Raw genomic sequence first — 22139 nt, forward strand, 5'->3', positions numbered from 1 at the left:
CGCTCAATTGAGTGCGAGGCTGCGCAGGATGGCGGCCGTTTCTTCATCCGCTGGAAAGAAGGACTCCACGGCCAGTTCCGACAGAGTGATATCGACGGGCGTGCCGAAGACCGTCGTTGTCGAGATCAGCGAAAGCAAGCCGGCCTTGGTCGCAAGCCGGAGGGGAACTGCGATGCCGGCGTAATCGGCATGGACTTCGCCGGCCCGTTCCGGCGCTGGATAGGACCGCAACTCCTTCAGCAGTGTTTCCAGGACAGGATCGCCCGAGGCCGATATCTGCTGACGCAGCCTGTCGAGCAGGTGCGCGCGCCATTCAGCGTGGTTGGCGATGTGTGGCGCCAATCCCTGCGGATGCAAGCTGAGGCGCAGCACGTTGACGGGCGGTGCAAGCAGCGACTGATCGGCAACACCGGACAGTAAGGGAGCGATCGCGGCGTTGGCGGCGACCAGGGTCCAGTGGCGGTCGATGGCGAGCGCCGGGAAGGGCTCGTGCCCTTTGAGCACCATATCGACGGCACGGCGCGCCGCCTGAAGGACAGGGTCATCGAGCTTGCGTTCGGCAAAGACAGGGGCGAAACCCGCTGCCAGCAGCAGCGGGTTCCGGTCGCGCAGCGGTACCTCGAGACGTTCGGCAAGGTGCAGCAGCATCTCGCGGCTCGGGGTCGAGCGTCCGCTCTCGATGAAGCTCAGATGCCGCTGCGAGATCTCGGCTTCGAGCGCGAGATCCAACTGGCTCATGCGGCGGCGTTGGCGCCATTCGCGCAGGTGATCTCCGAGAGAGCGGGCGGCCGGCGTCATCAGGCGGCTTCCGGCAATTGATCGATGAAGCCGCGGACGGATTTCAGCTTGCCGCCCGCAAGTTCGGCAAAATCCGTGCCCTTGATGAGCGCTTCGCCATTTTCAGGGCCGAGGCCCCAGGAGAAGCGCAGATTGTCGCCATAGCCGTCCGCCGCGCCGATCAGTTCGAAGCGGAAGCCGGGGAAGCGGCTCTGCACGGCTTCGACCAGCGAATTGATCTGCTCATGACCTTCGCCGCGCATCAGCGGATCGATATAGGTTGCGGCCTCCGACCAGCTCTCGGCGATAAGAACGCGGCGGCGGGCGGCATCCGTCTCGTTCCAGATGGCGAGGTAACGTTCTGCGTTGTCGTTTGCGTCGTTCATCGGGTCATCTCCTTTTGATCGCCCGTTGGTGTCAGGCAGCGCGATCATGCGGGAAGGTGGTGCACCCTATCAATTACGCCTGAGGTAATGAAGACTGCCGCGATCGTTCAGAGTCCGAGCCAGACACGCAGCGGATTTGCCGGATCGGCGAGCAGCTTGACCGCAAGCGCGACGCAGACGATGACGAGCAGCGGCTTGATCAGCTTTGCGCCGATGCGCATAGCGAGCCGTGAACCCAGCTGCGCGCCGAGGAACTGGCAGACACCCATTAACAGGCCGATCTTCCAGAGGATCGCGCCGAAGCTTGCGAAGACGATCAGCGCGCCGAGGTTCGAGCCGAAATTGAGAAGTTTGGTGTGGGCGGTGGCCTTCAGCACGCCGAAGCCGGCGAGGGTGACGAAGGAGAGCATGAAAAAGGAGCCGGTGCCGGGGCCGAAGACGCCGTCATAGAAGCCGATGACCGGCACCAGCGTCAGGCCGAAGGCGAAGGGCGTGATGAGACGGTGGGTGTCGAGGTCGTTGAGGTTCGGCTTGACGGCGAAGAAGATGGCGATCGCGAGCAGCAGCACCGGCATGATCGCCTGCAGCACCTGCCCGGGCACGATCGTCGCGAGAGCGGCGCCGAGCGCTCCGCCCATGACCGCCATCATCGCCATCGGCAGCTGTTCGTGAAGCCGCACATGGCCTTTGCGGGCATAGGCGATCGTTGCCGAGGCGGCGCCGAAGATCGACTGCACCTTATTGGTGCCGAGCGTCTGCAGCGGCGGAATGCCGGCGATCAGCATGGCGGGAACGGTGATCAGGCCGCCGCCGCCGGCAATGGCGTCGACGAAACCGGCAAAGAAGGCAGCCGCACAAAGCAGCAGAAGAAGATGAAGGGCAATGTCGGGCAAGACGGTATTCCAAGTGGGGATTTCTGGCGGCGTTGTTGCATTTGCCGTTCCAAGCTGCAATGGCTGCAGGGACACAGCGGGGCGCATTCAACGGCTTCAATGGGCGATATTTCCTTCGAGATGGCAGGGCGGCATGTTCTTGGACTCGGCTGCGAGCGCGGGACGCCGGCTGCGGAAGTGCTGGCGCTTGCTGTCGAGGCGCTGAGGGCAGCCGGCATCGCTGGGACGGAGCTCGCGGCCATTGCTTCCATCGACAGCCGCAGGCACGAGGCGGCGATCCTGGCCGTTGCCAGCCATTTTGCCGTGCCGGCGGTCTTCTTCGATGCGCGGCGGCTGGAACAGGAAACACCGCGGCTCGAGAATCCGTCCGCTATCGTCTTTGCCCGCGTCGGCTGTCACGGCGTAGCAGAATCGGCGGCGCTCGCGGCTATCGGCGCGGATGCAGAACTGCTGCTCGGCAAGATCAAATCGGCGCATGCGACGGCGGCGATTGCCCGCATCGGGTTGCAGAAAGCCTGACGGGCGTTATGGTGGCCGCACGTCGCGACGCCGTCCGGCAGATCAGCGAATCACATCTTTGTTTCAACGTAATTCCGGGCGCAAAACCGCTCAGGCACTTTTGCTGGAATTGCTCTATAGAGGTTACCAATGCACAAGGTCATTTATGACACGGACCCGGGCGTCGACGACGCCATGGCGCTTCTTTTCCTGCATCGCCATCCCGAGATCGATCTGATCGGCATCACTACCGTTTTCGGCAATGCCTCGGTCGAAACGACGACGCGCAATGCGCTCTTCCTCAAGCGCGAATGGAATATTGCCGCCCCCGTCGCCAAGGGCGCCAGCGTCACTATCGATCCCGAGCGTGCGGAGCGGGAATGGCCGGCTATGGTGCATGGCGAGAACGGCCTCGGCGATATCAAGGTGCCCGAGACGATCGACCTGCCGCTCGATCCGCGCCCGGCGCATCGCTTCATCATTGACACCGTGCGCGCCAACCCCGGCGAAGTCAGGCTGGTGGCCGTCGGGAGGATGACCAATCTGGCGCGGGCGCTGAAGGAAGACCCGGAGATTGCGAGCCTGGTCAAGGACGTGGTCATCATGGGCGGCAATTTTTATGTGCCGGGCAATGTCTCGCCGGTCGCGGAGGCCAATATCCACGGCGATCCCGAAGCTGCCGACATCGTCATGACCGCGCCCTGGAAGGTGGCCGTCATCGGCCTCGACGTCACCTCGATCACCACGATGAGCCGCAGCTATCTTGGCGAGATGGCGACCAGGGGAGACGGGGCGGTGAAGCTGCTCGACGCATTGTCGCAGTCCTACATCGATTTTTACAAGCATGCGGTCGAGGACGGCATGATGGTGCATGATAGCTGCGCCTCAGTCTATGTCGTGGCGCCCGAGCTTTTCACCACGGTCACCGGCGCGGTGCGTGTCGTCTGCGGCGGCATTGCCGACGGCCAGACGATCATCAAGCCGGACGGCCGCCGTTTCCCGCCCGGTGACTGGGATGGTCAGCCAAGCCAGATAGTCTGCACCGGCATCGAGTCGGAAACGGTCATCGGCCTGATCCGCGACACGCTGCTTACGGCTTGACCGCTTTGGAAGCCGGCTGCATCGCGGCCGGTTTTCGCTCCCATGTGATAATATATTCATATTGTTATTCGGGCTTTCCGAGAATTTGAATCCGCTTCCTCCCAAGGTGAGTCATGGTCATCTCAGCAACTTCAAGTGAGGCGCGGCGTGCGGCGTTGACCTTGCCCATTGCACGGCCTAGATCAGCGGGATGATCGATGCCGCTTTCTCCCATTTGCCGGCGCTGGAGCCGGGCAGCGTCTGGCTCGTCGGGGCCGGCCCCGGTGATCCAGGGCTGTTAACGCTGCTCGCCGCCAAGGGACTCGCGGAGGCGGATGTGGTGGTCCATGACGCGCTCGTCAACGAGGACTGTTTGACGCTCGCACGATCAGGCGCGGAAATCGAATATGCGGGAAAACGCGGCGGCAAGCCCTCGGCGAAACAGCGCGACATTTCGCTCCGGCTGGTGGAACTGGCGCGCGCCGGCAAGCGGGTGCTGCGGCTGAAGGGTGGCGATCCCTTCGTCTTCGGACGCGGCGGTGAAGAGGCGCTGACGCTGGTTGAGCACAACATCCCGTTTCGCATCGTACCCGGGATTACCGCCGGCATCGGCGGGCTTGCCTATGCCGGCATTCCGGTGACGCATCGCGAGATCAATCATGCCGTGACGTTTCTCACAGGTCATGATTCTTCCGGCATCGTGCCGGATGCGATCAATTGGGAGGCGATCGGCAAGGGGTCGCCCGTCATCGTCATGTATATGGCGATGAAGCATATCGCCCAGATCAGCGCCAATCTGATTGCGTCGGGCCGCTCGGCATCCGAGCCCGTGGCTTTTGTCTGCAATGCGGCGACCGGCGCGCAACAGGTGCTGGAGACGACGCTCGGCGAAGCGACCGATGCTGCCGCCGCTTCCGGGCTCGAACCACCGGCGGTGGTCGTTGTCGGCGAGGTGGTACGGCTCCGGGCCTCGCTCGACTGGCTGGGTGCGCTGGCGGGCCGGCGGTTGCAGCCCGATCCATTCCGCCGGTCCGGCGAGGTGCTGATATGAGCGGCCTCCTGATCGCAGCGCCGTCCTCCGGCGCCGGCAAGACGACAGTGACGCTCGGATTGCTCAGGGCGCTGCGCCGGCGCGGCGTCGCGGTGGCACCCGGCAAGGCTGGCCCCGATTACATCGACCCCGCCTTCCATGCGGCCGCAAGCGGGGCGCCTTGCCTGAATTTCGATCCCTGGGCGATGCGCGGGGAATTGATCTCGGCCAATGCCGCTCTTCACCGCTCCGGCGACCGGATTTTGGTCATCGAGGCAATGATGGGTCTCTTCGATGGAGCGGCCGACGGAAAGGGAACGGCGGCCGATCTTGCCGCCCAACTCGGCCTTTCCGTGGTGCTCGTCGTCGATGCCTCGCGCATGTCGCAGTCGGTGGCGCCGCTGGTGTCAGGTTTTGCCGGATTCCGTGCCGATGTCCGCGTTGCCGGCGTCATCCTCAACAAGGTCGGCAGCGAGCGGCACGAGGCAATGCTGCGCCAGGCGTTGGAGGCTATCCGCATGCCTGTTGTCGCCGTGATCGGCAGCGATAAGGCGCTTGCCTTGCCGGAGCGCCATCTCGGCCTCGTCCAGGCCGGCGAACATGCGACGCTTGAGAGTTTCATCGACCATGCTGCCGACGCCGTTTCCGAGGAATGCAATTTCGAATTCCTGCTGCGCATCGCCAGGCAGGGGCTCAACCGGCCATCGGCAGCCAATATCGACCGGCTGATGCCGATCGGCGCCCGTATCGCCGTGGCGCGTGATATCGCCTTTGCCTTTTCCTACGAGCATATGCTGCTCGGCTGGCGCCGGCGCGGGGCTGATATTTCCTTCTTCTCGCCGCTCGCCGACGAGGCACCGGCCGCCGATGCCGACGCGGTCTATCTGCCGGGCGGTTATCCCGAGCTGCATGCCGGGCGGCTCTCCCAAGCGCAGAATTTCCGCGCCGGCATGCTCGACGCGGCGGCGCGCGGCATCAGGATTTACGGCGAGTGCGGCGGCTACATGGTGCTGGGCGATGGGCTGATCGATGCGGGGGGCAAGCGCCACGGAATGCTCGGCCTGCTGCCGGTTGTCACCAGCTATGCCGAGCGCCGGCGCCATCTCGGCTATCGCCGGGTGACACCGCTCGACGGCGCCTTCTTCGCACGGACGATGACGGCGCACGAATTTCACTATTCTACCGTCGTTTCCGAAGGTGATGGAAAGCGGCTGTTTACAGCGCAGGATGCGCTCGGAACCGATCTCGGTGCCGTCGGTCTGAGGCGCGGTCAGGTGGCGGGATCCTATATGCATCTGATCGATCTCGCGAGAGCGGCCGCATGAGCGCGCCGATTGTCCATGGCGGCGGCATCACCGCCGCTGCTGCCGCCTTCGGCGGCAGGCCGGAAGACTGGCTCGACCTCTCGACAGGCATCAATCCGTGCCCCGTCGCCCTGCCTGACATTCCGGCAAGGGCCTGGCACCGCCTGCCGGACGGGCATCTCGTCGACGCGGCACGGTTTGCGGCACGCGACTATTACCGCAGCGGCGAGATTCTACCGCTGCCGGTGCCCGGAACGCAATCGGTGATCCAGCTTCTGCCGCGCCTGCTTCGACAGGACGGGCAAGCCCCTATGGCGGACGATAGGATCGCCGTGGTATCGCCGACCTATGGCGAATATGCGCGCGCCTTTACGTCGGCGGGTTTTGCCGTCGATGCGGTCGGCGATGTCGCCGCAATTCGGGCCGAGCATCGGCTGGCGGTCGTCGTCAATCCGAACAATCCGGACGGCAGGTCTTGGCCGGCCGAAACGCTGATTGCTCTGCACGACAGGATGAAGGCGGCGGGTGGGATTCTCGTCGTCGACGAGGCCTTTGGTGATACCGACCCGGCGCTGAGTCTCGCAGCCCAGGCGCAAAATCTTTCCAACCTGATCATCTTCCGCTCCTTCGGCAAGTTTTTCGGGCTTGCCGGCTTGCGGCTCGGTTTTGCGATTGCGCGCCTTGATATTCTGGAGCGTTTCGAGAACTGGCTCGGCCCTTGGGCGGTCTCAGGCCCGGCGCTGTCACTGGCCGCCTCGCTGCTGCGTTCGGATGTGTCTGCCATCCGCGGCGGCATCGGTGAACGCTGCGCCGGCCTGTCTGCGGTGCTGACCGGCGCCGGATTGCGGATGGCGGGAGGGACGGCGCTTTTTACCCTTGTCGCCGATGCGAGAGCCGTCGACATTTACACCCATCTTTGCCGGCATCATATTCTCGTCCGCAAGTTCGATTATGCGCCGGATTGGCTGCGTTTCGGGCTAACGCCCGATCCGGCGGCAGACAGACGGCTTGGCGAAGCCCTTCAGGGATTTGAGCGATGACGATCGACGAAAACCTTCTGGTACTGCTTCTGGCGCTGCTGCTCGATCGCATCGCCGGCGATCCGCAATGGCTGTGGTCGCGGGTGCCGCATCCCGTCGTCGTCTTCGGCGCAGCGATCTCCTATGCCGACCAGCAGCTCAATCCCTCGAGCCTTACGGGCTCCCAACGCCGGATGAACGGCGTTGCCGCGATCCTGGCGCTGCTGCTGCTGTCGATCGCCGCGGGCTTCGTGTTCGACCGTTTTTTTGCGCTCTTCGGCCTTGCCGGCCTGGTGCTGGAGGCCGGTCTGGTGGCGATCTTCCTGGCGCAGAAGAGCCTTGCCGATCATGTTGCGGCCGTCGCGACAGCTCTGCGCGACCACGGGCTTGCCGGCGGACGAACCGCTGTTTCCCGGATCGTCGGGCGTGATCCGGAGACGCTCGATGAGCCGGCCGTCTGCCGCGCGGCGATCGAAAGCCTTGCTGAAAACTTTTCCGACGGCGTCGTCGCGCCGGCGCTCTGTTATGCCGCCTTCGGCCTGCCGGGCTTGCTCGCCTATAAGATGCTGAACACGGCGGATTCGATGATCGGCCACAGGTCGGAAAAATACATCGATTTCGGCTGGGCCGCCGCCCGGCTCGACGATATCGCCAATTGGCCGGCCGCCCGGCTCTCCATCCTGCTGATCGCTGCCGGCGCCTGGATCCGGCGGGGCATCAGCCCCTGCCGCGAGGCGATCCGGGTGGCGATGCGCGACGGAGGCCTGCACCGCTCGCCGAATTCCGGCCGGCCGGAGGCGGCAATGGCCGGCGCTCTTAACGTCCAGCTCGCCGGGCCGCGCATCTATGGTGGTGTTATCGTGACGGAGCCAATGATCAACAACGCCGGCCGCGACATTGCCACCGCTGGCGATATCGAAGACGGCGTGTCGGTGTTTTATGCCAGCTGTATGGTGTTCACCGGTGTGGTCTTCGGGTTGTTCTTGTGTTTTCTGTAGGGGTGCCGCACGGCATACACCCGCCAGTGGACATGCTCTGCTCAAACGTCTATTTGAACCGCCTCATATCTCATCAGACCGGAAGCAGAGCGATGACAGTTCAGGTTGAATTACCGTGCCCGAAGTGCAAGAGCACCAAGATGAAGTTCGAGCGGCCGGAGATCCGGGAGACGGACATCATCACCTGTGCCGCGTGCGGTCATAATCTCGGTACGATGGCCTCTATCCGCGAGAAGATGAACAAGGCCTACCAGAGGCTCAACCGGCCTGCGGCTGGGCGCAAGCTCCAGTAGGCGAGCCGCTGTCGGTTAGACGTGTTAAAATTGTGATTACCATTCGGGTTAAAGCAATCTAATAAGTATTGCCTTAGTCTCCCTATCGTGAGGGCGCGATTAAACCGCGCGGGTGCGAAGAGGGGCTATGATGAAGACGATTTTGGCGGCTGCGGCCGCAAGTTTATTGCTGCAGTTTTCTCCCGTTGCCGCCGAGGCAGCAACGCTGGTCGCCAATATCAGCATCGGCAAGCAGACGATGACTGTCACCGAGAACGGCTTCGTCAAGTATCGCTGGAAGGTTTCGACCGCGCGCAACGGCTATGTCACGCCGACCGGTTCGTGGAGCGCCAAGTGGCTGTCGCGCGATCATCGCTCGCGCAAATACGACAATGCGCCGATGCCCTACGCCGTGTTCTTCAACGGCGGTTATGCCGTTCACGCCACTTTCGACCTGAAGCGCCTGGGCCGGCCGGCGTCGCATGGCTGTGTTCGTCTGCATCCCGACAATGCGGCTCAGTTCTTCTCGCTGACGCGTCAAGCCGGCCTTGCCAATACCCGCGTGGTGATTACGCGCTGATTTTCTTTTCCAACTCATCCATGTCTGGGACGACGATATGCCGGACGTTCTCGATGCGGATGACGCCGCCTTTGCGCAGCCGGGTCAACTGACGGCTGACGGTCTCGATCGTCAATCCGAGAAAATCGGCGATCTCGGCGCGCGATAGCGGCAGATCGAAGGCGGTGCTGGTGGCCGTTTGCGGCTCGGCATGCGTGGCGATGAGGTGGAGAAGGCTTGCGACCTTCTCCTCGGCGGTGCGCCGGCCGAGCGTCAGCATCCATTCGCGCGCGGCATCCAGCTCCTTCAGCGCCTGATCGTGCAGGCTGCGCTGCAATTCCGGCGTCTCCGATATCATGCGGTCGAGCAGATTGCGGGGGAAGACACAGATTTCGGCATCGGTCGCAGCCTCTGCCGACAGCGTGCTCTCGCGCACGAAGGGCCTTCCGACGAAATCGGGAGCGAATTGCAGGCCGACGATCTGCTGGCGCCCGTCCGGCATCACCTTGCAGAGTTTCACCACCCCGCGCATGATGTTCGAATAGAAAGAGCTTTCCGCCCCTTGAGCGACGATCTGCGAGCCCGCATCGACCTTGCGGCGCAGCGAATGGCGGCCGAGTTCTCTCAGCTGGTGGCGAGACAAGGCGCCGCAGACGACGCCGTGCCGCGCCTGGCAGGATCGGCAAGCGACAGGAGTGCCGGCCTCGGAAAGCTCACTGCGTGCGACGTCCATTTCCTGATCCTTCGCAATCCTGATGCATCCCAGCATGGCTTGCATGCTCGGCATAATCGAGACGATTACGCCCCGATTGCGGCTTCGGCTATCCCGATTTCTTTGAGCGCCGCTTGATGACTATCAAATTCGCCGGGCTCGCGATTTGATCCAGATCAAATGTCCGTGCCTGCGGCTCCGCGCGTGGAAGGCGAGGCGAGGCCGTGCGCGGTTTTGATTCGGACGACCCGTTGGCGCTGCCGGCGCAGCGGGGCTGCCTGCGGCGGCATCGCCCCGCCTCGGGTGACGGCAATGGCCCGCATTCCATTGCTGTTTAGGCAACACCCAATCGGCAAATTGCCGCAACGCCCGGACGAAAGCATTGGCTTTTGAAATGGATTTGCCTATGAGGGGGTTTAAATCGTCATTTCATGAGGTACAGCGCGTGACCGCTACATTCGATAAAGTTGCCGACATTATTGCAGAAACCAGCGAGATCGACCGCGCGACGATCACGCCGGAGAGCCATACGATCGACGACCTCGGTATCGACAGCCTCGACTTCCTCGACATTGTCTTTGCGATCGACAAGGAATTCGGCATCAAGATTCCGCTCGAAAAGTGGACGCAGGAAGTCAACGAAGGCAAGGTTTCCACCGAAGAATATTTCGTGCTGAAGAACCTCTGCGCCAAGATCGACGAGCTCAAAGCAGCCAAGGCCTGAGGACATAACCGTCTTTTTTTGAGCGCCCTGCCGCCTGACTATGGCGGCTGGGCGGTTTCGTTCCTAACTAGGCGTCACCGGCGGGCGGATCTGGCCTGTCGGGCCGGAGGATCCGAATGCTGCTGGAATATTTCCAGATGATTGACCGCGTCGAAGCGGTGGACCTGAAGAAGGGCACGCTGAAGGCGCGATCCGTCGTGCCGGCCAAGAGTCCCGTCTTCGAGGGTCATTTTCCCGGAATGCCGCTGGTTCCCGGCGTGCTCTTGATCGAGACCATGGCGCAGGCCTCCGGCATGCTGGTGCTTGCCGTCACCGATTTTGCCGCCATGCCCTTCCTGATGACGGTCGACGGCGCCAAGATGCGCACCTTCGTCGAGCCGGAAGCCGTGCTCGACATCGAGGCGGTGCTCGAGCACGACGGTTCGGGTTTCGCGGTTACCAAGGCTAAAATCACCAGCGCCGGCAAAAAGGTCTGCGATGCGCAGCTGAAGCTTCGCACCATGCCGTTTTCCGAGGTGCCGCTCGGCGATATCGTGAAAAAACGTGCCGGCGAGATCGGGCTTCTCGAAGCGATCGCGGCGCAGGGGGTGATTGGATGAGCAAGGCTGCAAACGACGTCGTCATTTCGGGCATCGGCATCGTCACCTGTCAGGGCGTCGGCAAGGATGCGCATATCGCGCTTCTCAAGGCCGGCAGCGCGCCGAAGGCGATCGTCGAGACCGAGAAGTTCAAGCCTTATCCGGTGCATCCGCTGCCCGAGATCGACTGGTCGCAGCAGATCGCCAAGCGCGGCGATCAGCGCCAGATGGAGAACTGGCAACGTATCGGCGTCTTTGCCGCCGGGCTTGCGCTCGACGATGCCGGCTTCAAGGAGAATCTCGAGGCCTGCGGCACGATGGACATGATCGTGGCAGCCGGCGGCGGCGAGCGCGACATCAATGTCGATACGCTGATCGTCGACGAGGCGCTGAAGCGGAACGACCGTGAGCTGCTCTTGAACGAGAAGCTGACGACGGAGCTGAGGCCGACGCTTTTCCTCGCCCAGCTTTCCAACCTGCTCGCTGGCAACATTTCGATCGTGCACAAGGTCACCGGCTCGTCGCGCACCTTCATGGGCGAGGAAGCGGCAGGGATTTCAGCCGTCGAGACCGCCTTCTACCGCATCAAGTCAGGCGAATCCTCGCATGCGCTTGTTGGCGGCGCCTTCGCTGCCGAACGGCCCGACATGATCCTGCTCACCGAGGCGATCGGCGCCCATGCGCGCGGCGATTGGGTGCCGCTCTGGTCACGCCGACCTAGCGACGGCGGCGGCATGATCACCGGTTCGGCAGGCGCCTTCCTGGTGCTCGAATCGCGCCAGCACGCGGAGGCCCGCGGCGCCCATATCTATGCCGTCATCGACGCGGTCGAGGGCGACCGTGGCAACCGCAATGCCGGCAATCTCGAAGTCCGCCTGGAGCGGCTTCTGGCGCCCGCCGCTGGGCTTTCCGCCGAAAGCACGGCGATTTTTTCCGGCTCGACCGGCATGCACGATATTGCCGCCCGCGAGCGGGCGGTTCTCGAACATCAATTGCCTGGTGTTGCAATCCGCGGTTTTGGCGGCATCACCGGCCACACGATCGAGACGCAGTTCACGCTGGGTCTGGCGCTTGCAGCCCTTGCCGTCGACGGCAAGGCCAAAGTGCCGCCTTTCGATGCCGCCCATGAGGCGCCGATGCGCACAGGCACAACCGCCGCTGTCGTGACCACGGTCGGCCACCAGCGCGGCGAGGGCGTCGCGGTTCTTTCCGCAGATGCGTGAGGAGTGAGAGATATGACAGCTTCCGCTTACAGAGATCATCTCGGCCGTCCAATCGTCGCCGTCACCGGCATGGGCATCATCACCTCACTCGGCCAGGGTCTCAATGACAACTGGGCGGCCCTAACGTCAGGCACGTCGGGCATTCACGAGATCAACCGTTTCCCGACTGAGGGACTGTCGACGCGGATCGCCGGCACCGTCGATTTCATCGGCATCCCGGCCCCGAACGCCGTCGAGCGCTCCTATGCCTTCGCCCGGGAAACGACGATCGAGGCCCTGGCCAATGCCGGTCTTTCAGGCGATTTCAACGGCCCGCTGTTTCTCGCTGCCCCGCCGATCGAGCCGGAATGGAGCGCGCGTTTCGAACTTGCCGACCGTTCGCCGGCCTCCGAGCATCCTGGTGACGCCTATGAGCGCTTTTTGACGGCGCTGCGCCAGCGGCCAGACCCAGCCTTCCATGAGGCGGCCCTGTTCGGCGCGATTTCCGAGCGCCTTGCCGACCGGTTTGGCACGCGCGGCCTTCCCGTCACGCTGTCGACGGCCTGTGCCTCCGGTGTCACGGCGATCCAGCTCGGCATCGAGGCGATCCGCCAGGGCCGCACCGATCGCGCCCTGACGGTTGCGACCGATGGCTCTCTCAGCGCCGAAGCGCTGATCCGCTTCTCGCTGCTGTCGGCGCTTTCGACTCAGAACGATCCGCCGACCAAGGCCTCCAAGCCGTTTAGCAAGGATCGCGACGGCTTCGTCATTGCCGAAGGTGCGGCGACGCTGGTGCTGGAATCGCTGGAAGCGGCGGTCGCCCGCGGTGCCAAGGTGCTCGGCATCATGAAGGGCGCCGGAGACAAGGCCGACAGCTTCCACCGCACGCGCTCCTCACCCGATGGTGGGCCGGCAATCGCGACGATCCGCGCGGCGCTTGTCGATGCCGGCATCGACGAGAGCGGCATCGGCTATATCAATGCCCACGGCACTTCGACGCCTGAGAACGACAAGATGGAATATGGGGCGATGTCGGCCGTCTTCGGCGAACGGCTCGTCGGCATTCCGGTTTCCTCGAACAAGTCGATGATCGGCCATACGCTGACGGCGGCGGGCGCCGTCGAAGCGGTGTTCTCGCTGCAGACGATGCTGACCGGCACGCTGCCGCCGACGATCAACTATGCCAATCCCGATCCGTCGATCGTTCTCGATGTCGTGCCGAACAAGAAACGGGAAGCGCAGGTTTCCGCCGTGCTTTCCAACTCCTTCGGCTTCGGCGGGCAGAATGCCAGCCTTGTCATGGCGCTCGAACCGGCTTAAGCGGTTCCCGACACATTTTTGAGATGAGATGACGCCTTCAAGGCGAGGGATTTTGCAATGCGCGCTTTGCAACTGATCGATGACCGCAAGCTTGAGATCACCGACCTGCCGGAACCGGACGCGCCTGCTGCCGGCGAGGTGACGCTGCGCGTCAAGGCGGTGGCGCTCAACCATATCGATGTCTGGGGCTGGCGCGGTATGGCATTCGCCAAGCGCAAGATGCCGCTGGTCATCGGTGCGGAAGCCTCGGGCGTGGTTGAAGCGATCGGCCCGGGTGTCGCCAATGTGCTGCCGGGCCAGCTCGTTTCCATCTATGGCGCGCGCACCTGCGGCCTTTGCCGTCCCTGTCGCGGAGGTCGTGACAATCTCTGCGAACATGTCTCCGGCGTGCACGGCTTCCATCTCGATGGCTTCGCGCAAGAGAAGGTAAATCTTCCCGCGCGGCTGCTGGTGCCAGCCCCTCCCGGCGTCGATGCGATCGGTGCAGCGCTTGCTCCCGTCACCTTCGGTACCGTGGAGCACATGCTATTCGACAATGCCAAGCTCGAGCCCGGCGAAACGATCCTCGTCCATGCCGGCGGCTCCGGCATCGGCACGGCGGCGATCCAGCTCGCCAAGAAGATCGGCTGCACCGTCATCACCACCGTCGGTTCCGATGACAAGATCGAAAAGGCCAAGGCGCTCGGCGCCGATCACGTCATCAACTACCGCACCGATCGTTTCGAAGGCGTGGTGCGCAAGCTCACCAAGAAGAAGGGCGTCGACGTTGTCTTCGAACATGTCGGCAAGGATACCTGGGCGGGCTCGATGCTCTGCATGAAGCGCGGCGGGCGGCTCGTCACCTGCGGTTCGACCTCGGGTGTTTCGACAGAGATGAACCTGATGATGCTGTTCCAGCAGCAGCTGAAGTTGTTCGGCTCCTTCGGCTGCCGCATGGAGAACATGGCGGATGCGATGCAGAAGATGGGCCGTGGGCTCGTCCATCCCGTCATCGACACCGAGGTCAGCTTCAGCGATATCGACCGGGCGCTGGAGCGGATGGAATCGCGCCAGATCTTCGGCAAGATCATTCTGAAAATGGATTGAGCCCGAAGTGAAGCTCTTCGTCACCCGGATCGTTCTGGCGCTCAGGCACTTCCAGCAATGGCTGGTGGCGCAGGTGATGTTCGGCTTTCTGAACGTGCTGAAGCTGTTTCCGGCCGATGGCGCGATTCGCTTCGCCGACAGGATAATGCGCCGCCTTGGCCGGCGGACGCGCCGCCACAGACTGATGCTCGTCAATCTGCGCAACGCCTTCCCTGAGAAGAGCCAGGCCGAGATCGAAGAGATCGCGCTCGCAAGCTGGGGCAATATGGGCCGGCTTGCAGCCGAATACGTCTTCCTCGACCAGTTGTTCGATTATGATCCCGAGAACGCGGAGCCGGGCAGGGTGGAGGTGTCGGGCATCCCGATCTTTCTCGATCTGCGCGACAATCCGCGCCCCTTCATCGTCTTTACCGGCCATACAGCCAATTTCGAGCTGCTGCCGGTAGCGGGTGCCGCCTTCGGGCTCCATGTAACCGTGCTCTTTCGGCCGCCGAACAATCCCTATGTCGCGAAGAAGGTCTTCGATTTCAGAAGCGCGCGGATGGGCAAGCTGGTGCCGTCTCATGCCGGCTCCTCCTTCGCGCTCGCCCGTCAGCTCGAAGCCGGCCAGGGGGTCGGGGTGCTCGTCGACCAGAAGTTCCGCAAGGGGCTGAAGGGGACCTTCTTCGGGCGCGAGGTCAAGACCAATCCGCTGCTGCCGAAGCTGGTGCGCCAGTTCGATTGCGAGGTCTATCCGGCGCGCTGCATCCGGCTGCCCGGCAACCGCTATCGGCTGGAAATCGAGCCGCGGCTGGACATGCCGCGCGACGCCAAGGGCAATCTCGACCTACCGGCAGCCGCCCAGCTGCTCAACGACAAGGTGGAAAGCTGGGTGCGGGAGTACCCGGAACAGTGGCTCTGGTATCACGATCGCTGGCAGATCAAGAACACACTCGCACCTTAGAACCTAATGATTTTATGCTGGCTCGGCATAAAATCCGAAACCTGTTGCAAATCAAAAGGTCCACCCTCATTTATCAGCGGTGAAAAGCGGCAGGTGCTCCTCGGATTGAAACAGAGCACACTTCATGTTACCCGTCACCACCAAGGCGCGAATAATGTCTACCGCTAGGCGCATTTTAGAGGTGTAAACCAGATCCGGTTTCGGACTCGTCTCTTGGGGCAATCGTAGTTGGAGGCGTCTTGTTGGAGCTTTTTCGAGCTTTTTCCTTGCGTTGCACGCAGATAGAGGAAGCCATACGCTTGGGCGACGACCGGCGCGTCACGGCGCTTGACCGCTATGTCGAGCCGCTGGTCGAGGCAATCCTCGCTCATCGGGCGGTTAATCTGCTCGAAGTCTACATGCAACTGCAGTTTGTGACTCATCTGATCGCCCAGGACGCTGACGACAGCGCCAGCGTCACCGAGCACACGATGGTGCTCTCCTACCTCCTCGACCGCTATTTCGGCACGCATGGGCCGGACTGGCGCGTGCCTTCGCCGCAGGATGTGCGCATCGAGCCGCCGCCGGCCTATGTGCCTGATGCCGACAACGGCCAGTTCCTCAATGCGGTGATCCTCGACAGCATGCCGGACCGGGTGGCGGTGCTGACAAGGGATTATCGCTACCTCTATTCCAATCCGGCCAACAGCGCTCATCTCAACAGGAAGCCGATGGAACTGATCGGCCGTCATATTTGCGAATTCATCGGTGAAGAGCGGTTTGCCGAATGCGCCAAGCACAAGCTCGACGCCTGTTTTGCCGGCGGCCAGATCGATTACACCTATGAGCGCTCGGCGGGCAGCGAGGGATCACGGCGGGTGCGCTGTCGCATGTCGCCGCTGCGCGATGCGGGCGGCACGGTGATCGGCGCGCTGATCGTCATGCACGACCTCGATCAGCAGCCCAACTCTGCTTGAACCCCGGCCGGACGACCGGGCTGCCCGATCGGTAGCCTCAGGCGGTCGCCCAAACGGCGAGCTCGTAGCCGTCGCGGTCGAGGAAATGGAAGCGGCGGCCGCCGGGAAAATCGGTGATCGGCCGGACGATCGTGCCGCCGGCCCTCTCGACCGAGGTCAGCACCTCCTCCAGATCTCTGGCATAGACGACAACAAGCGGGCCGCCCGGCCGCACGGGTCCGAAATCGGTGAAACCGCCCTTCAGCCGGCCATCGTCGAATTCGCAGTAGTTCGGCCCGTAATCGGTGAAACGCCAGCCGAAGGCCGAGCCGTAAAAGGCTTTGGCGGCGGCGATGTCGGCGACGTTGAATTCGACATAGTCGATGCGGCGGTCGTGATTTTCTGAATTATCGGCCATCTATCTCTCCATCAGGGCTTTCAGCATGGCGAGATCTTTCTCGACATGGGCGGCATCGGCAAAAAACTGCGCGTCGGTCATGCCGGGCAGGCGCAGCAGCGTGAACATGACCTCGCAGCCATCGCCGTTCGGCACGATGCGCAGCGCATTATAGACCCTGAGACCGGATTCGATCGTCACCGTGTGATCGATTACGCCGAATTCATTGGCAGGCACGAAGCTCACCTTGATGGTTCCAAGCGGGCCGCGGGCGATCCAGTCAGCGCCGTGCGGCTCGAGACCGCTTGCAAGGCCGGAGGCCCAGAGCGGCATGTTCTCCGGCTTGCCGGCGAAATCGTAGACGTCGCGCCAGTCGCGCTCGATCGATTGGTGGATGATTTTCGCGGGCATCGTCGACATGGGCAGGTCCTCGATATTGGGTCTCGCTGTCGTAACAGGCCAATCAGCGGCGTCTTGAACAAAACGGTCAGCCCGGCCTTTTCGGCATGCAGAGTTGGTCAAGAATGGCGGCGGGTGTCAGGCTCGAGAGGTCGCCAACCTCGCGCGTCATGTGGGCCTGGTCGGCAAAGCCCGCTTCGAGCGCAAGGCGGGCAAGCGGCATCGTGCCCGAGCTGCGGCAGAGATCGAGGAAACGCTGGAACCGGCGGATCCGTTCCAGCGTCTTGGCGCCATAGCCGAAATGATGGTGGCAGCGGCGGCGCAACTGCCTTTCGCTCATGTCGAGCCGGCCGAGCAGCCCGGACGCCGGGCGACCGCTGTCTGCGGCAATTCGGCCGTGTCCTTCCAGCCGATGTCGACAAGCGGCACCGAGCGGCCGACCAGCGCCGAGAGCGGCGTCTTCAGCCAGGGTGCTGCGGCGCCCGGCGCAAAACGGGCGCCGATGATCGTCGTGCCCGGCCGGAGAACGGGAAAGGCCGCCGTCCTGTCGGGCCCGGCGACTGCCAGCCGGCCGTCGATCCAGAGCAGGTCGCAATAGCCGTCCGGCACGATCGCCACCAGTGCCGGCGGTCCGTCATGCAGCGCATGCGACCAGAACCGGCTGAAATGGCGTCGCAGCGCTGGCGGCGGCGCATATTCGCGGTAGCGGCCGGCACGGGCAGCAAGCAGCGCCGTATCTTTTCGTCTTTCCGGTGCCAAGGCGATATCTCCCGAAACGCCGATGATACCACCAGATAGGGCATCAAGGGCAGGTCGCACGAAAACTTGGTTGTCGATGAACCGACGCAAGCGGTTGTCGGACAAGTCGGGATATTGCAAGCTTCATTTCATTGCTTTTGCGAACCGATTAGACCCTTGCGAGACTTGCCGTTTGACCGAGACAGTGCCACAACACCGGTCCAAATGACACATCGGAGGTTTGTCGTGGAAAAGGCAGAAATCGGACTGATCGGTCTTGCGGTCATGGGCTCCAACCTGGCGCTCAACATCGCGGAGAAAGGCAATAAAATTGCGGTCTTCAACCGTACGCCTGAGAAAACCGACGAATTCTACGAAAGCGCCGGCGATCTGAAAAAGCAGATCATTCCTTGCAAGACGATCGAAGAGTTCGTCGATGCGATCCGGCCGCCGCGCCCGATCATCATCATGATCAAGGCGGGCGATGCCGTCGATCAGCAGATGGAGGCGTTGCGCCCGCATCTCGCCAAGGGCGACATCATGATTGATGCCGGCAACGCCAACTTCCGCGACACCGTCGCCCGCTTCGACCGCCTCAAGAACACCGATCTTACCTTTATCGGCATGGGTGTGTCAGGCGGCGAGGAAGGTGCGCGCCACGGCCCGTCGATCATGGTCGGCGGCACGGAAGACTCCTGGAAGCGCGTCGAGAAGGTGCTGACCTCGATTGCCGCTCGCTACAATGACGAGCCCTGCGTCGCCTGGCTCGGCAACGACGGCGCCGGCCATTTCGTCAAGACCATCCATAACGGCATCGAATATGCCGATATGCAGATGATCGCCGAAATCTACGGTATCCTGCGCGACGGCCTCGGCAAGAGCGCCTCCGACATCTCCGGCATTTTCGGCGAGTGGAACAAGGGCCGGCTGAACTCCTATCTGATCGAGATCTCCGAAAAGGTGCTGGCCGCCAACGATCCCGTCTCCGGTGGGCCGATGGTCGACATGATCCTCGATAAGGCAGGCCAGAAGGGCACTGGCAAATGGTCGGCGATCGAGGCGCAGAACATGGGCATTCCGGCAACGGCGATCGAAGCCGCGGTCGCCGCCCGCAGCCTCTCTTCGATGAAATCGCAGCGCGAAGCCGCTGAAAAGATCTTCGGCACGCAGGCCGTATCCTTCCCGATCGCCTATGGTCCCGAGCTCAACAAGGATCTGGAACTGGCGCTGTTTGCCGCCAAGATCGGCGCCTATGCGCAGGGCTTCGCAGTAATGGCGGAAGCATCGCGCGAGTTCAACTGGTCGCTGCCGATGCCAACGATCGCCAGAATCTGGCGCGCCGGCTGCATCATCCGCTCGCAGTTCCTCGACGAGATCACCTCGGCCTTCACAAAGGCGCCCGACGCCGCAAACCTGATCGTCACGCCGGCCTTCTCCGACATGGTCAAGGAATCGATTCCGGCGCTGCGCCGCGTCGTCGGTGCTGCGATTTCCGCCGGCCTGCCGGTGCCGGCGCTGACCTCGGCGCTCACCTATTTCGACGCCTACCGCCAGGGCCGGGGGACGGCAAACCTCATCCAGGCGCAGCGCGACTTCTTCGGCGCCCACGGTTTCGACCGCCTTGATGGCAAGGATTTCCACCACGGCCCCTGGGGCAGCGGTGCGGCGACCTTCTGAGGTTTGCGGAGAAGAGATCAAGGAGAAGCCCGGCCGTCGCGCCGGGCTTTTTCGTGAGGTATGTCGCGAACGCGGAGTTGAAGGTGAAGAGCATTCGGATAGCCGCGGCGCAGACGCCGGAATTTCGGGAGAATGTCGATGCGGCCTTGGACCATGCTATTGAAGTCGCAGCACGAGCCGAAGTCGATGACGTTGCCTTGCTGCTCTTTCCCGAAGGTTTTCTCCAGGGCTACCTGATCGATGAACCATCGGCGCGCCGCGTTGCGTTAGATCTCGCATCGGCCGAGTTTTCGGCAGTCCTGGATCGGCTGCCGAAGTCGGGGCCGGTGTTGGTGGTGGGGCTGATCGAGATCGATGATGGGCGATTGTTCAACACCGCTGTCATCATCGAGCGCGGCGTTCTCATCGGCCGCTATCGGAAAGCCCACCTGCTGCGTGGTGAACGGATTTTCTCGGCGGGAGAGGAGAGCCCGCTCTTTGCGATTGGCGATATGCGTTTCGGGATCAACATCTGCTACGACACCAATTTTCCGGAAGCTGCGGCGAAGATCAGAGCGTCCGGCGCGACCCTGATCCTGTGCCTCGCCAACAATATGATGCCGCGGGACAAGGCGGAAGCATTTAAGGAGCAGCATAACGCGGTCCGCGGCGAGAGGTGCCGCGAAACGGGACTGTGGCTGATATCGTCCGATGTGACCGGAGAGCGTGACGGGCGTATCTCCTGGGGGCCGACGGCTGTGCTCGACCCGGAAGGCCACGTCGTGGCGCAACTCCCGTTGGAGGAACCCGGCTTGCTGCTCTTCGATTTTCTCTACATAGCGTCTGAGGACCGCTGGGGCATGAGGACCTGACAGAGATGCATATCCGATACGAGACACCTGATGATATCGACGCGATCCACGATCTGACTTCCACCGCCTTCAGGCCGATGGCCTACAGTGACGGTACGGAAGCGGAGATTATCCGAAAACTTCGTATGAGCGGCGATCTGGCGATATCGCTCGTCGCTGAGGAGGACCGCGAGATCCTGGGGCATGTCGCGTTTTCGCCGGTGACGATCGAAGGTGTCCATGACGACTGGTTCGGGCTGGGGCCGATATCGGTCACGCCGGCGAGACAGCGGCAGGGTATCGGCGGGGCTCTGATCGCCAGGGGGCTCGAATTGCTGAAGGAGATGGGCGCTAGCGGATGCGCGCTGATCGGCAATCCGGACGTCTATGGCAGCGCGGGATTCAGCAGCGACGGGCGGCTGTCATATCATGATCTCGATACGCGGCTGGTGCAGCGGATCGTTTTTCGAGGGCCAGCGCCGAGCGGGGCGCTTCGGTTCGCTCCGGCGTTCGAAAGTTAGCAGAAAGGCGACGACATGACCAAAACCGGCGCCATCAGCATCCGGACAGAGCGTCTGGCGCTCCGCCTGCCCGATATCGGCGACTTCGAGGCTTACGCTCGGTTGATGGCCTCGCCGCGCTCTGCCGGAATGGGCGGCCCCTTCGATCTGCGGGCGGCGTGGGGGATGTTCTGCCACGACATTGCTCTGTGGCAGTTCTTCGGGCATGGGGCGCTGATGATCGATCTGGCCGAAACCGGCGAATGTGTCGGCCAGGTGGGGATCAACCACGGGCCGCTCTTTCCGGAAAAGGAACTCGGATGGTTCGTCTATGAGGGGCATGAGGGCAGGGGCTATGCGACCGAGGCGGCCTTGGCGTTGCGTGGCTGGGCTTTCGAGACACTCAAGCTGCCGTCGCTCGTCAGCTATATCGCTCCCGGCAATGTCGCTTCCATTGCCGTTGCAGAACGGCTGGGCGCGTGTCTTGATCGCGTAGCGCCCCGAGACGATCCTAAGGATCGTGTTTATCGTCACATTCCTCCCTGAAGCGCGCATATGATTGCGGGTGCAGGAGGTTTGGGGCCTGACGTCTCAATCCCTACATGTTGATGGGTCAGGATCGGACGCTGCCAAAACGGGGATGCCGGATGACGGAAGCGAATCAGGAGCACTGGGACGAGGTCTACCGCACGAAAGCTGCCGACAGCGTCAGCTGGTATCAACCGACGCCCGAGCCTTCGCTGCGGGCGCTTGACGAGCTACAACTGCCGGTGACGGCCGCCCTGATCGATATCGGTGCCGGCGCGTCCAGCCTTGTCGACCGACTCGTCGAGCGCGGCTGGTCCGACCTCACCGTTCTCGATATTGCTGCGCCGGCACTTGACGTCGCCAAGGCGCGGTTGCGGGATGACGCGGCTCGGGTCGCATGGATGGTGGCCGATATCACCGTATGGAGACCGAAGCGCCGCTACGACGTATGGCACGATCGCGCCGTCTTTCACTTCCTGACCGAGCCGCAGCAGCGGCTGTCCTATCGCAATGCGCTTGAAGCCGGCACGGCGGCGGGCGGCGTCGTGATTATCGCGACCTTCGCATCCGACGGGCCGGAGCGGTGCAGCGGCTTGCCGGTCCAACGTTATGATGCCGCTGCGCTGGCGGCAGAATTCGGCTCCGCCTTTGCCTTGGAGCGCGAATGGCGCGAGGAGCACGCGACGCCCGGCGGCGGCCGGCAGTCGTTTCAGTGGTGCGTCTTTCGCCGGCGCTGAGATCGGCCGGCTGCCGA

At 62.9% G+C, this 22139-nt stretch carries 26 protein-coding genes and 1 pseudogene; 20 read left to right on the plus strand and 7 right to left on the minus strand.

The features are described from left to right. Positions 1 to 3: 3 nt before the first annotated feature. The 3 genes from FFM81_RS08785 to FFM81_RS08795 all read right to left on the minus strand — a co-directional run bounded on the left by FFM81_RS08785 (position 4) and on the right by FFM81_RS08795 (position 2056). A complete protein-coding gene (locus FFM81_RS08785; RefSeq protein ID WP_003564257.1) occupies positions 4 to 798 on the minus strand; it encodes a helix-turn-helix domain-containing protein in 795 nt (264 codons plus the stop codon). Continuing rightward, positions 798 to 1163, minus strand: a complete 366-nt coding sequence (locus FFM81_RS08790; RefSeq protein ID WP_128398269.1) for a nuclear transport factor 2 family protein — start codon at positions 1161 to 1163, stop codon at positions 798 to 800. The genes FFM81_RS08785 and FFM81_RS08790 overlap by 1 nt, the downstream gene beginning before the upstream one ends. A gap of 107 nt (positions 1164 to 1270) precedes the next feature. After that, positions 1271 to 2056, minus strand: a complete 786-nt coding sequence (locus FFM81_RS08795) for a TSUP family transporter (protein ID WP_138384165.1) — start codon at positions 2054 to 2056, stop codon at positions 1271 to 1273. A gap of 99 nt (positions 2057 to 2155) precedes the next feature. Between FFM81_RS08795 and FFM81_RS08800 the strand changes: the two genes are divergently transcribed. The 8 genes from FFM81_RS08800 (at position 2156) to FFM81_RS08835 (ending at position 8837) form a co-directional block, all read left to right on the plus strand. Next, positions 2156 to 2575, plus strand: a complete 420-nt coding sequence (locus FFM81_RS08800; RefSeq protein WP_138384166.1) for a cobalamin biosynthesis protein — start codon at positions 2156 to 2158, stop codon at positions 2573 to 2575. A 129-nt stretch (positions 2576 to 2704) separates the two neighbouring features. Then, complete coding sequence (locus FFM81_RS08805) at positions 2705 to 3655, plus strand: nucleoside hydrolase (RefSeq protein ID WP_003564252.1); 951 nt, start codon at positions 2705 to 2707, stop codon at positions 3653 to 3655. A 190-nt stretch (positions 3656 to 3845) separates the two neighbouring features. Beyond that, the gene (gene cobA / locus FFM81_RS08810) at positions 3846 to 4685 is read left to right on the plus strand and encodes a uroporphyrinogen-III C-methyltransferase (protein ID WP_003564249.1); all 840 of its coding nucleotides are present in this window, start codon (positions 3846 to 3848) and stop codon (positions 4683 to 4685) included. Next, positions 4682 to 5989: a cobyrinic acid a,c-diamide synthase CobB gene (locus FFM81_RS08815; RefSeq protein ID WP_003564247.1), complete on the plus strand. Its 1308-nt coding sequence runs from the start codon at positions 4682 to 4684 to the stop codon at positions 5987 to 5989. The genes cobA and FFM81_RS08815 overlap by 4 nt, the downstream gene beginning before the upstream one ends. Further along, a complete protein-coding gene (cobD, locus tag FFM81_RS08820; RefSeq protein WP_138384167.1) occupies positions 5986 to 7008 on the plus strand; it encodes a threonine-phosphate decarboxylase CobD in 1023 nt (340 codons plus the stop codon). The genes FFM81_RS08815 and cobD overlap by 4 nt, the downstream gene beginning before the upstream one ends. Next, positions 7005 to 7985: an adenosylcobinamide-phosphate synthase CbiB gene (gene cbiB / locus FFM81_RS08825; protein ID WP_138384168.1), complete on the plus strand. Its 981-nt coding sequence runs from the start codon at positions 7005 to 7007 to the stop codon at positions 7983 to 7985. The genes cobD and cbiB overlap by 4 nt, the downstream gene beginning before the upstream one ends. Positions 7986 to 8077: 92 nt before the next feature. Further along, positions 8078 to 8278, plus strand: a complete 201-nt coding sequence (locus FFM81_RS08830) for an ECs_2282 family putative zinc-binding protein (protein ID WP_003564241.1) — start codon at positions 8078 to 8080, stop codon at positions 8276 to 8278. 127 nt (positions 8279 to 8405) lie between these two features. Next, positions 8406 to 8837 (plus strand): L,D-transpeptidase, encoded by a 432-nt coding sequence (locus tag FFM81_RS08835; RefSeq protein WP_025416400.1) that lies wholly within the window; start codon positions 8406 to 8408, stop codon positions 8835 to 8837. Here the strand turns inward: FFM81_RS08835 and FFM81_RS08840 are convergent. Beyond that, on the minus strand, positions 8827 to 9549 hold the full coding sequence (locus FFM81_RS08840; protein WP_003564237.1) for a Crp/Fnr family transcriptional regulator: 723 nt from the start codon (positions 9547 to 9549) through the stop codon (positions 8827 to 8829). The two genes, FFM81_RS08835 and FFM81_RS08840, sit on opposite strands and share 11 nt — an antisense overlap. Positions 9550 to 9973: 424 nt before the next feature. Between FFM81_RS08840 and FFM81_RS08845 the strand changes: the two genes are divergently transcribed. The 7 genes from FFM81_RS08845 (at position 9974) to FFM81_RS08875 (ending at position 16337) form a co-directional block, all read left to right on the plus strand. Further along, positions 9974 to 10252, plus strand: a complete 279-nt coding sequence (locus tag FFM81_RS08845) for an acyl carrier protein (RefSeq protein WP_003540486.1) — start codon at positions 9974 to 9976, stop codon at positions 10250 to 10252. A gap of 116 nt (positions 10253 to 10368) precedes the next feature. Then, positions 10369 to 10851, plus strand: a complete 483-nt coding sequence (locus FFM81_RS08850; protein WP_003564235.1) for a 3-hydroxyacyl-ACP dehydratase FabZ family protein — start codon at positions 10369 to 10371, stop codon at positions 10849 to 10851. After that, entirely contained in the window at positions 10848 to 12053 is a 1206-nt protein-coding gene (locus tag FFM81_RS08855; protein ID WP_003564233.1) for a beta-ketoacyl-ACP synthase, read from the plus strand. The genes FFM81_RS08850 and FFM81_RS08855 overlap by 4 nt, the downstream gene beginning before the upstream one ends. Before the next feature lie 12 nt (positions 12054 to 12065). Next, positions 12066 to 13352: a beta-ketoacyl-ACP synthase gene (locus FFM81_RS08860; RefSeq protein WP_097532740.1), complete on the plus strand. Its 1287-nt coding sequence runs from the start codon at positions 12066 to 12068 to the stop codon at positions 13350 to 13352. A gap of 57 nt (positions 13353 to 13409) precedes the next feature. Next, on the plus strand, positions 13410 to 14438 hold the full coding sequence (locus tag FFM81_RS08865) for a zinc-binding dehydrogenase (RefSeq protein ID WP_097532739.1): 1029 nt from the start codon (positions 13410 to 13412) through the stop codon (positions 14436 to 14438). Positions 14439 to 14445: 7 nt separating this feature from the next. Continuing rightward, complete coding sequence (locus tag FFM81_RS08870) at positions 14446 to 15381, plus strand: lipid A biosynthesis lauroyl acyltransferase (protein ID WP_003564227.1); 936 nt, start codon at positions 14446 to 14448, stop codon at positions 15379 to 15381. A 239-nt stretch (positions 15382 to 15620) separates the two neighbouring features. Then, complete coding sequence (locus FFM81_RS08875) at positions 15621 to 16337, plus strand: PAS domain-containing protein (RefSeq protein ID WP_138384169.1); 717 nt, start codon at positions 15621 to 15623, stop codon at positions 16335 to 16337. A 37-nt stretch (positions 16338 to 16374) separates the two neighbouring features. On the opposite strand, the gene FFM81_RS08880 is transcribed toward FFM81_RS08875, so the two are convergent. The 3 genes and pseudogenes from FFM81_RS08880 to FFM81_RS08890 form a co-directional block, all read right to left on the minus strand. Then, on the minus strand, positions 16375 to 16734 hold the full coding sequence (locus FFM81_RS08880; protein WP_003564223.1) for a VOC family protein: 360 nt from the start codon (positions 16732 to 16734) through the stop codon (positions 16375 to 16377). Further along, on the minus strand, positions 16735 to 17133 hold the full coding sequence (locus tag FFM81_RS08885; RefSeq protein WP_003564221.1) for an SRPBCC family protein: 399 nt from the start codon (positions 17131 to 17133) through the stop codon (positions 16735 to 16737). A gap of 67 nt (positions 17134 to 17200) precedes the next feature. Then, a pseudogene (locus FFM81_RS08890) lies at positions 17201 to 17871 on the minus strand (DUF6597 domain-containing transcriptional factor). 204 nt (positions 17872 to 18075) lie between these two features. Between FFM81_RS08890 and gndA the strand changes: the two are divergent. The 5 genes from gndA to FFM81_RS08915 all read left to right on the plus strand — a co-directional run bounded on the left by gndA (position 18076) and on the right by FFM81_RS08915 (position 22122). Further along, entirely contained in the window at positions 18076 to 19527 is a 1452-nt protein-coding gene (gndA, locus tag FFM81_RS08895; RefSeq protein ID WP_025416395.1) for an NADP-dependent phosphogluconate dehydrogenase, read from the plus strand. Positions 19528 to 19610: 83 nt separating this feature from the next. Then, on the plus strand, positions 19611 to 20378 hold the full coding sequence (locus tag FFM81_RS08900) for a carbon-nitrogen hydrolase family protein (protein ID WP_138384170.1): 768 nt from the start codon (positions 19611 to 19613) through the stop codon (positions 20376 to 20378). A gap of 5 nt (positions 20379 to 20383) precedes the next feature. Further along, positions 20384 to 20878 (plus strand): GNAT family N-acetyltransferase, encoded by a 495-nt coding sequence (locus tag FFM81_RS08905; protein WP_003564215.1) that lies wholly within the window; start codon positions 20384 to 20386, stop codon positions 20876 to 20878. 15 nt (positions 20879 to 20893) lie between these two features. Further along, positions 20894 to 21403, plus strand: coding sequence for a GNAT family N-acetyltransferase (locus FFM81_RS08910; protein WP_138384171.1), 510 nt, complete (start codon positions 20894 to 20896; stop codon positions 21401 to 21403). A 101-nt stretch (positions 21404 to 21504) separates the two neighbouring features. After that, a complete protein-coding gene (locus tag FFM81_RS08915) occupies positions 21505 to 22122 on the plus strand; it encodes a class I SAM-dependent methyltransferase (RefSeq protein WP_025416392.1) in 618 nt (205 codons plus the stop codon). Positions 22123 to 22139: the final 17 nt, after the last annotated feature.

This window comes from Rhizobium hidalgonense, from assembly GCF_005862185.2.
In the GTDB taxonomy this organism is placed as follows: Bacteria; Pseudomonadota; Alphaproteobacteria; order Rhizobiales; family Rhizobiaceae; genus Rhizobium; species Rhizobium hidalgonense.

What these genes read in the sequence shown, in the direction of transcription:
- FFM81_RS08785 (WP_003564257.1), bottom strand. Translation starts at nt 798, where the DNA reads ATGACGCCGGCCGCCCGCTCTCTCGGAGATCACCTGCGCGAATGGCGC.
- FFM81_RS08790 (WP_128398269.1), bottom strand. Translation starts at nt 1,163, where the DNA reads ATGAACGACGCAAACGACAACGCAGAACGTTACCTCGCCATCTGGAAC.
- FFM81_RS08800 (WP_138384166.1), top strand. Translation starts at nt 2,156, where the DNA reads ATGGGCGATATTTCCTTCGAGATGGCAGGGCGGCATGTTCTTGGACTC.
- FFM81_RS08805 (WP_003564252.1), top strand. Translation starts at nt 2,705, where the DNA reads ATGCACAAGGTCATTTATGACACGGACCCGGGCGTCGACGACGCCATG.
- cobA (WP_003564249.1), top strand. Translation starts at nt 3,846, where the DNA reads ATGATCGATGCCGCTTTCTCCCATTTGCCGGCGCTGGAGCCGGGCAGC.
- FFM81_RS08815 (WP_003564247.1), top strand. Translation starts at nt 4,682, where the DNA reads ATGAGCGGCCTCCTGATCGCAGCGCCGTCCTCCGGCGCCGGCAAGACG.
- cobD (WP_138384167.1), top strand. Translation starts at nt 5,986, where the DNA reads ATGAGCGCGCCGATTGTCCATGGCGGCGGCATCACCGCCGCTGCTGCC.
- cbiB (WP_138384168.1), top strand. Translation starts at nt 7,005, where the DNA reads ATGACGATCGACGAAAACCTTCTGGTACTGCTTCTGGCGCTGCTGCTC.
- FFM81_RS08830 (WP_003564241.1), top strand. Translation starts at nt 8,078, where the DNA reads ATGACAGTTCAGGTTGAATTACCGTGCCCGAAGTGCAAGAGCACCAAG.
- FFM81_RS08835 (WP_025416400.1), top strand. Translation starts at nt 8,406, where the DNA reads ATGATGAAGACGATTTTGGCGGCTGCGGCCGCAAGTTTATTGCTGCAG.
- FFM81_RS08840 (WP_003564237.1), bottom strand. Translation starts at nt 9,549, where the DNA reads ATGGACGTCGCACGCAGTGAGCTTTCCGAGGCCGGCACTCCTGTCGCT.
- FFM81_RS08850 (WP_003564235.1), top strand. Translation starts at nt 10,369, where the DNA reads ATGCTGCTGGAATATTTCCAGATGATTGACCGCGTCGAAGCGGTGGAC.
- FFM81_RS08855 (WP_003564233.1), top strand. Translation starts at nt 10,848, where the DNA reads ATGAGCAAGGCTGCAAACGACGTCGTCATTTCGGGCATCGGCATCGTC.
- FFM81_RS08860 (WP_097532740.1), top strand. Translation starts at nt 12,066, where the DNA reads ATGACAGCTTCCGCTTACAGAGATCATCTCGGCCGTCCAATCGTCGCC.
- FFM81_RS08865 (WP_097532739.1), top strand. Translation starts at nt 13,410, where the DNA reads ATGCGCGCTTTGCAACTGATCGATGACCGCAAGCTTGAGATCACCGAC.
- FFM81_RS08880 (WP_003564223.1), bottom strand. Translation starts at nt 16,734, where the DNA reads ATGGCCGATAATTCAGAAAATCACGACCGCCGCATCGACTATGTCGAA.
- FFM81_RS08885 (WP_003564221.1), bottom strand. Translation starts at nt 17,133, where the DNA reads ATGTCGACGATGCCCGCGAAAATCATCCACCAATCGATCGAGCGCGAC.
- gndA (WP_025416395.1), top strand. Translation starts at nt 18,076, where the DNA reads ATGACACATCGGAGGTTTGTCGTGGAAAAGGCAGAAATCGGACTGATC.
- FFM81_RS08905 (WP_003564215.1), top strand. Translation starts at nt 20,384, where the DNA reads ATGCATATCCGATACGAGACACCTGATGATATCGACGCGATCCACGAT.
- FFM81_RS08910 (WP_138384171.1), top strand. Translation starts at nt 20,894, where the DNA reads ATGACCAAAACCGGCGCCATCAGCATCCGGACAGAGCGTCTGGCGCTC.
- FFM81_RS08915 (WP_025416392.1), top strand. Translation starts at nt 21,505, where the DNA reads ATGACGGAAGCGAATCAGGAGCACTGGGACGAGGTCTACCGCACGAAA.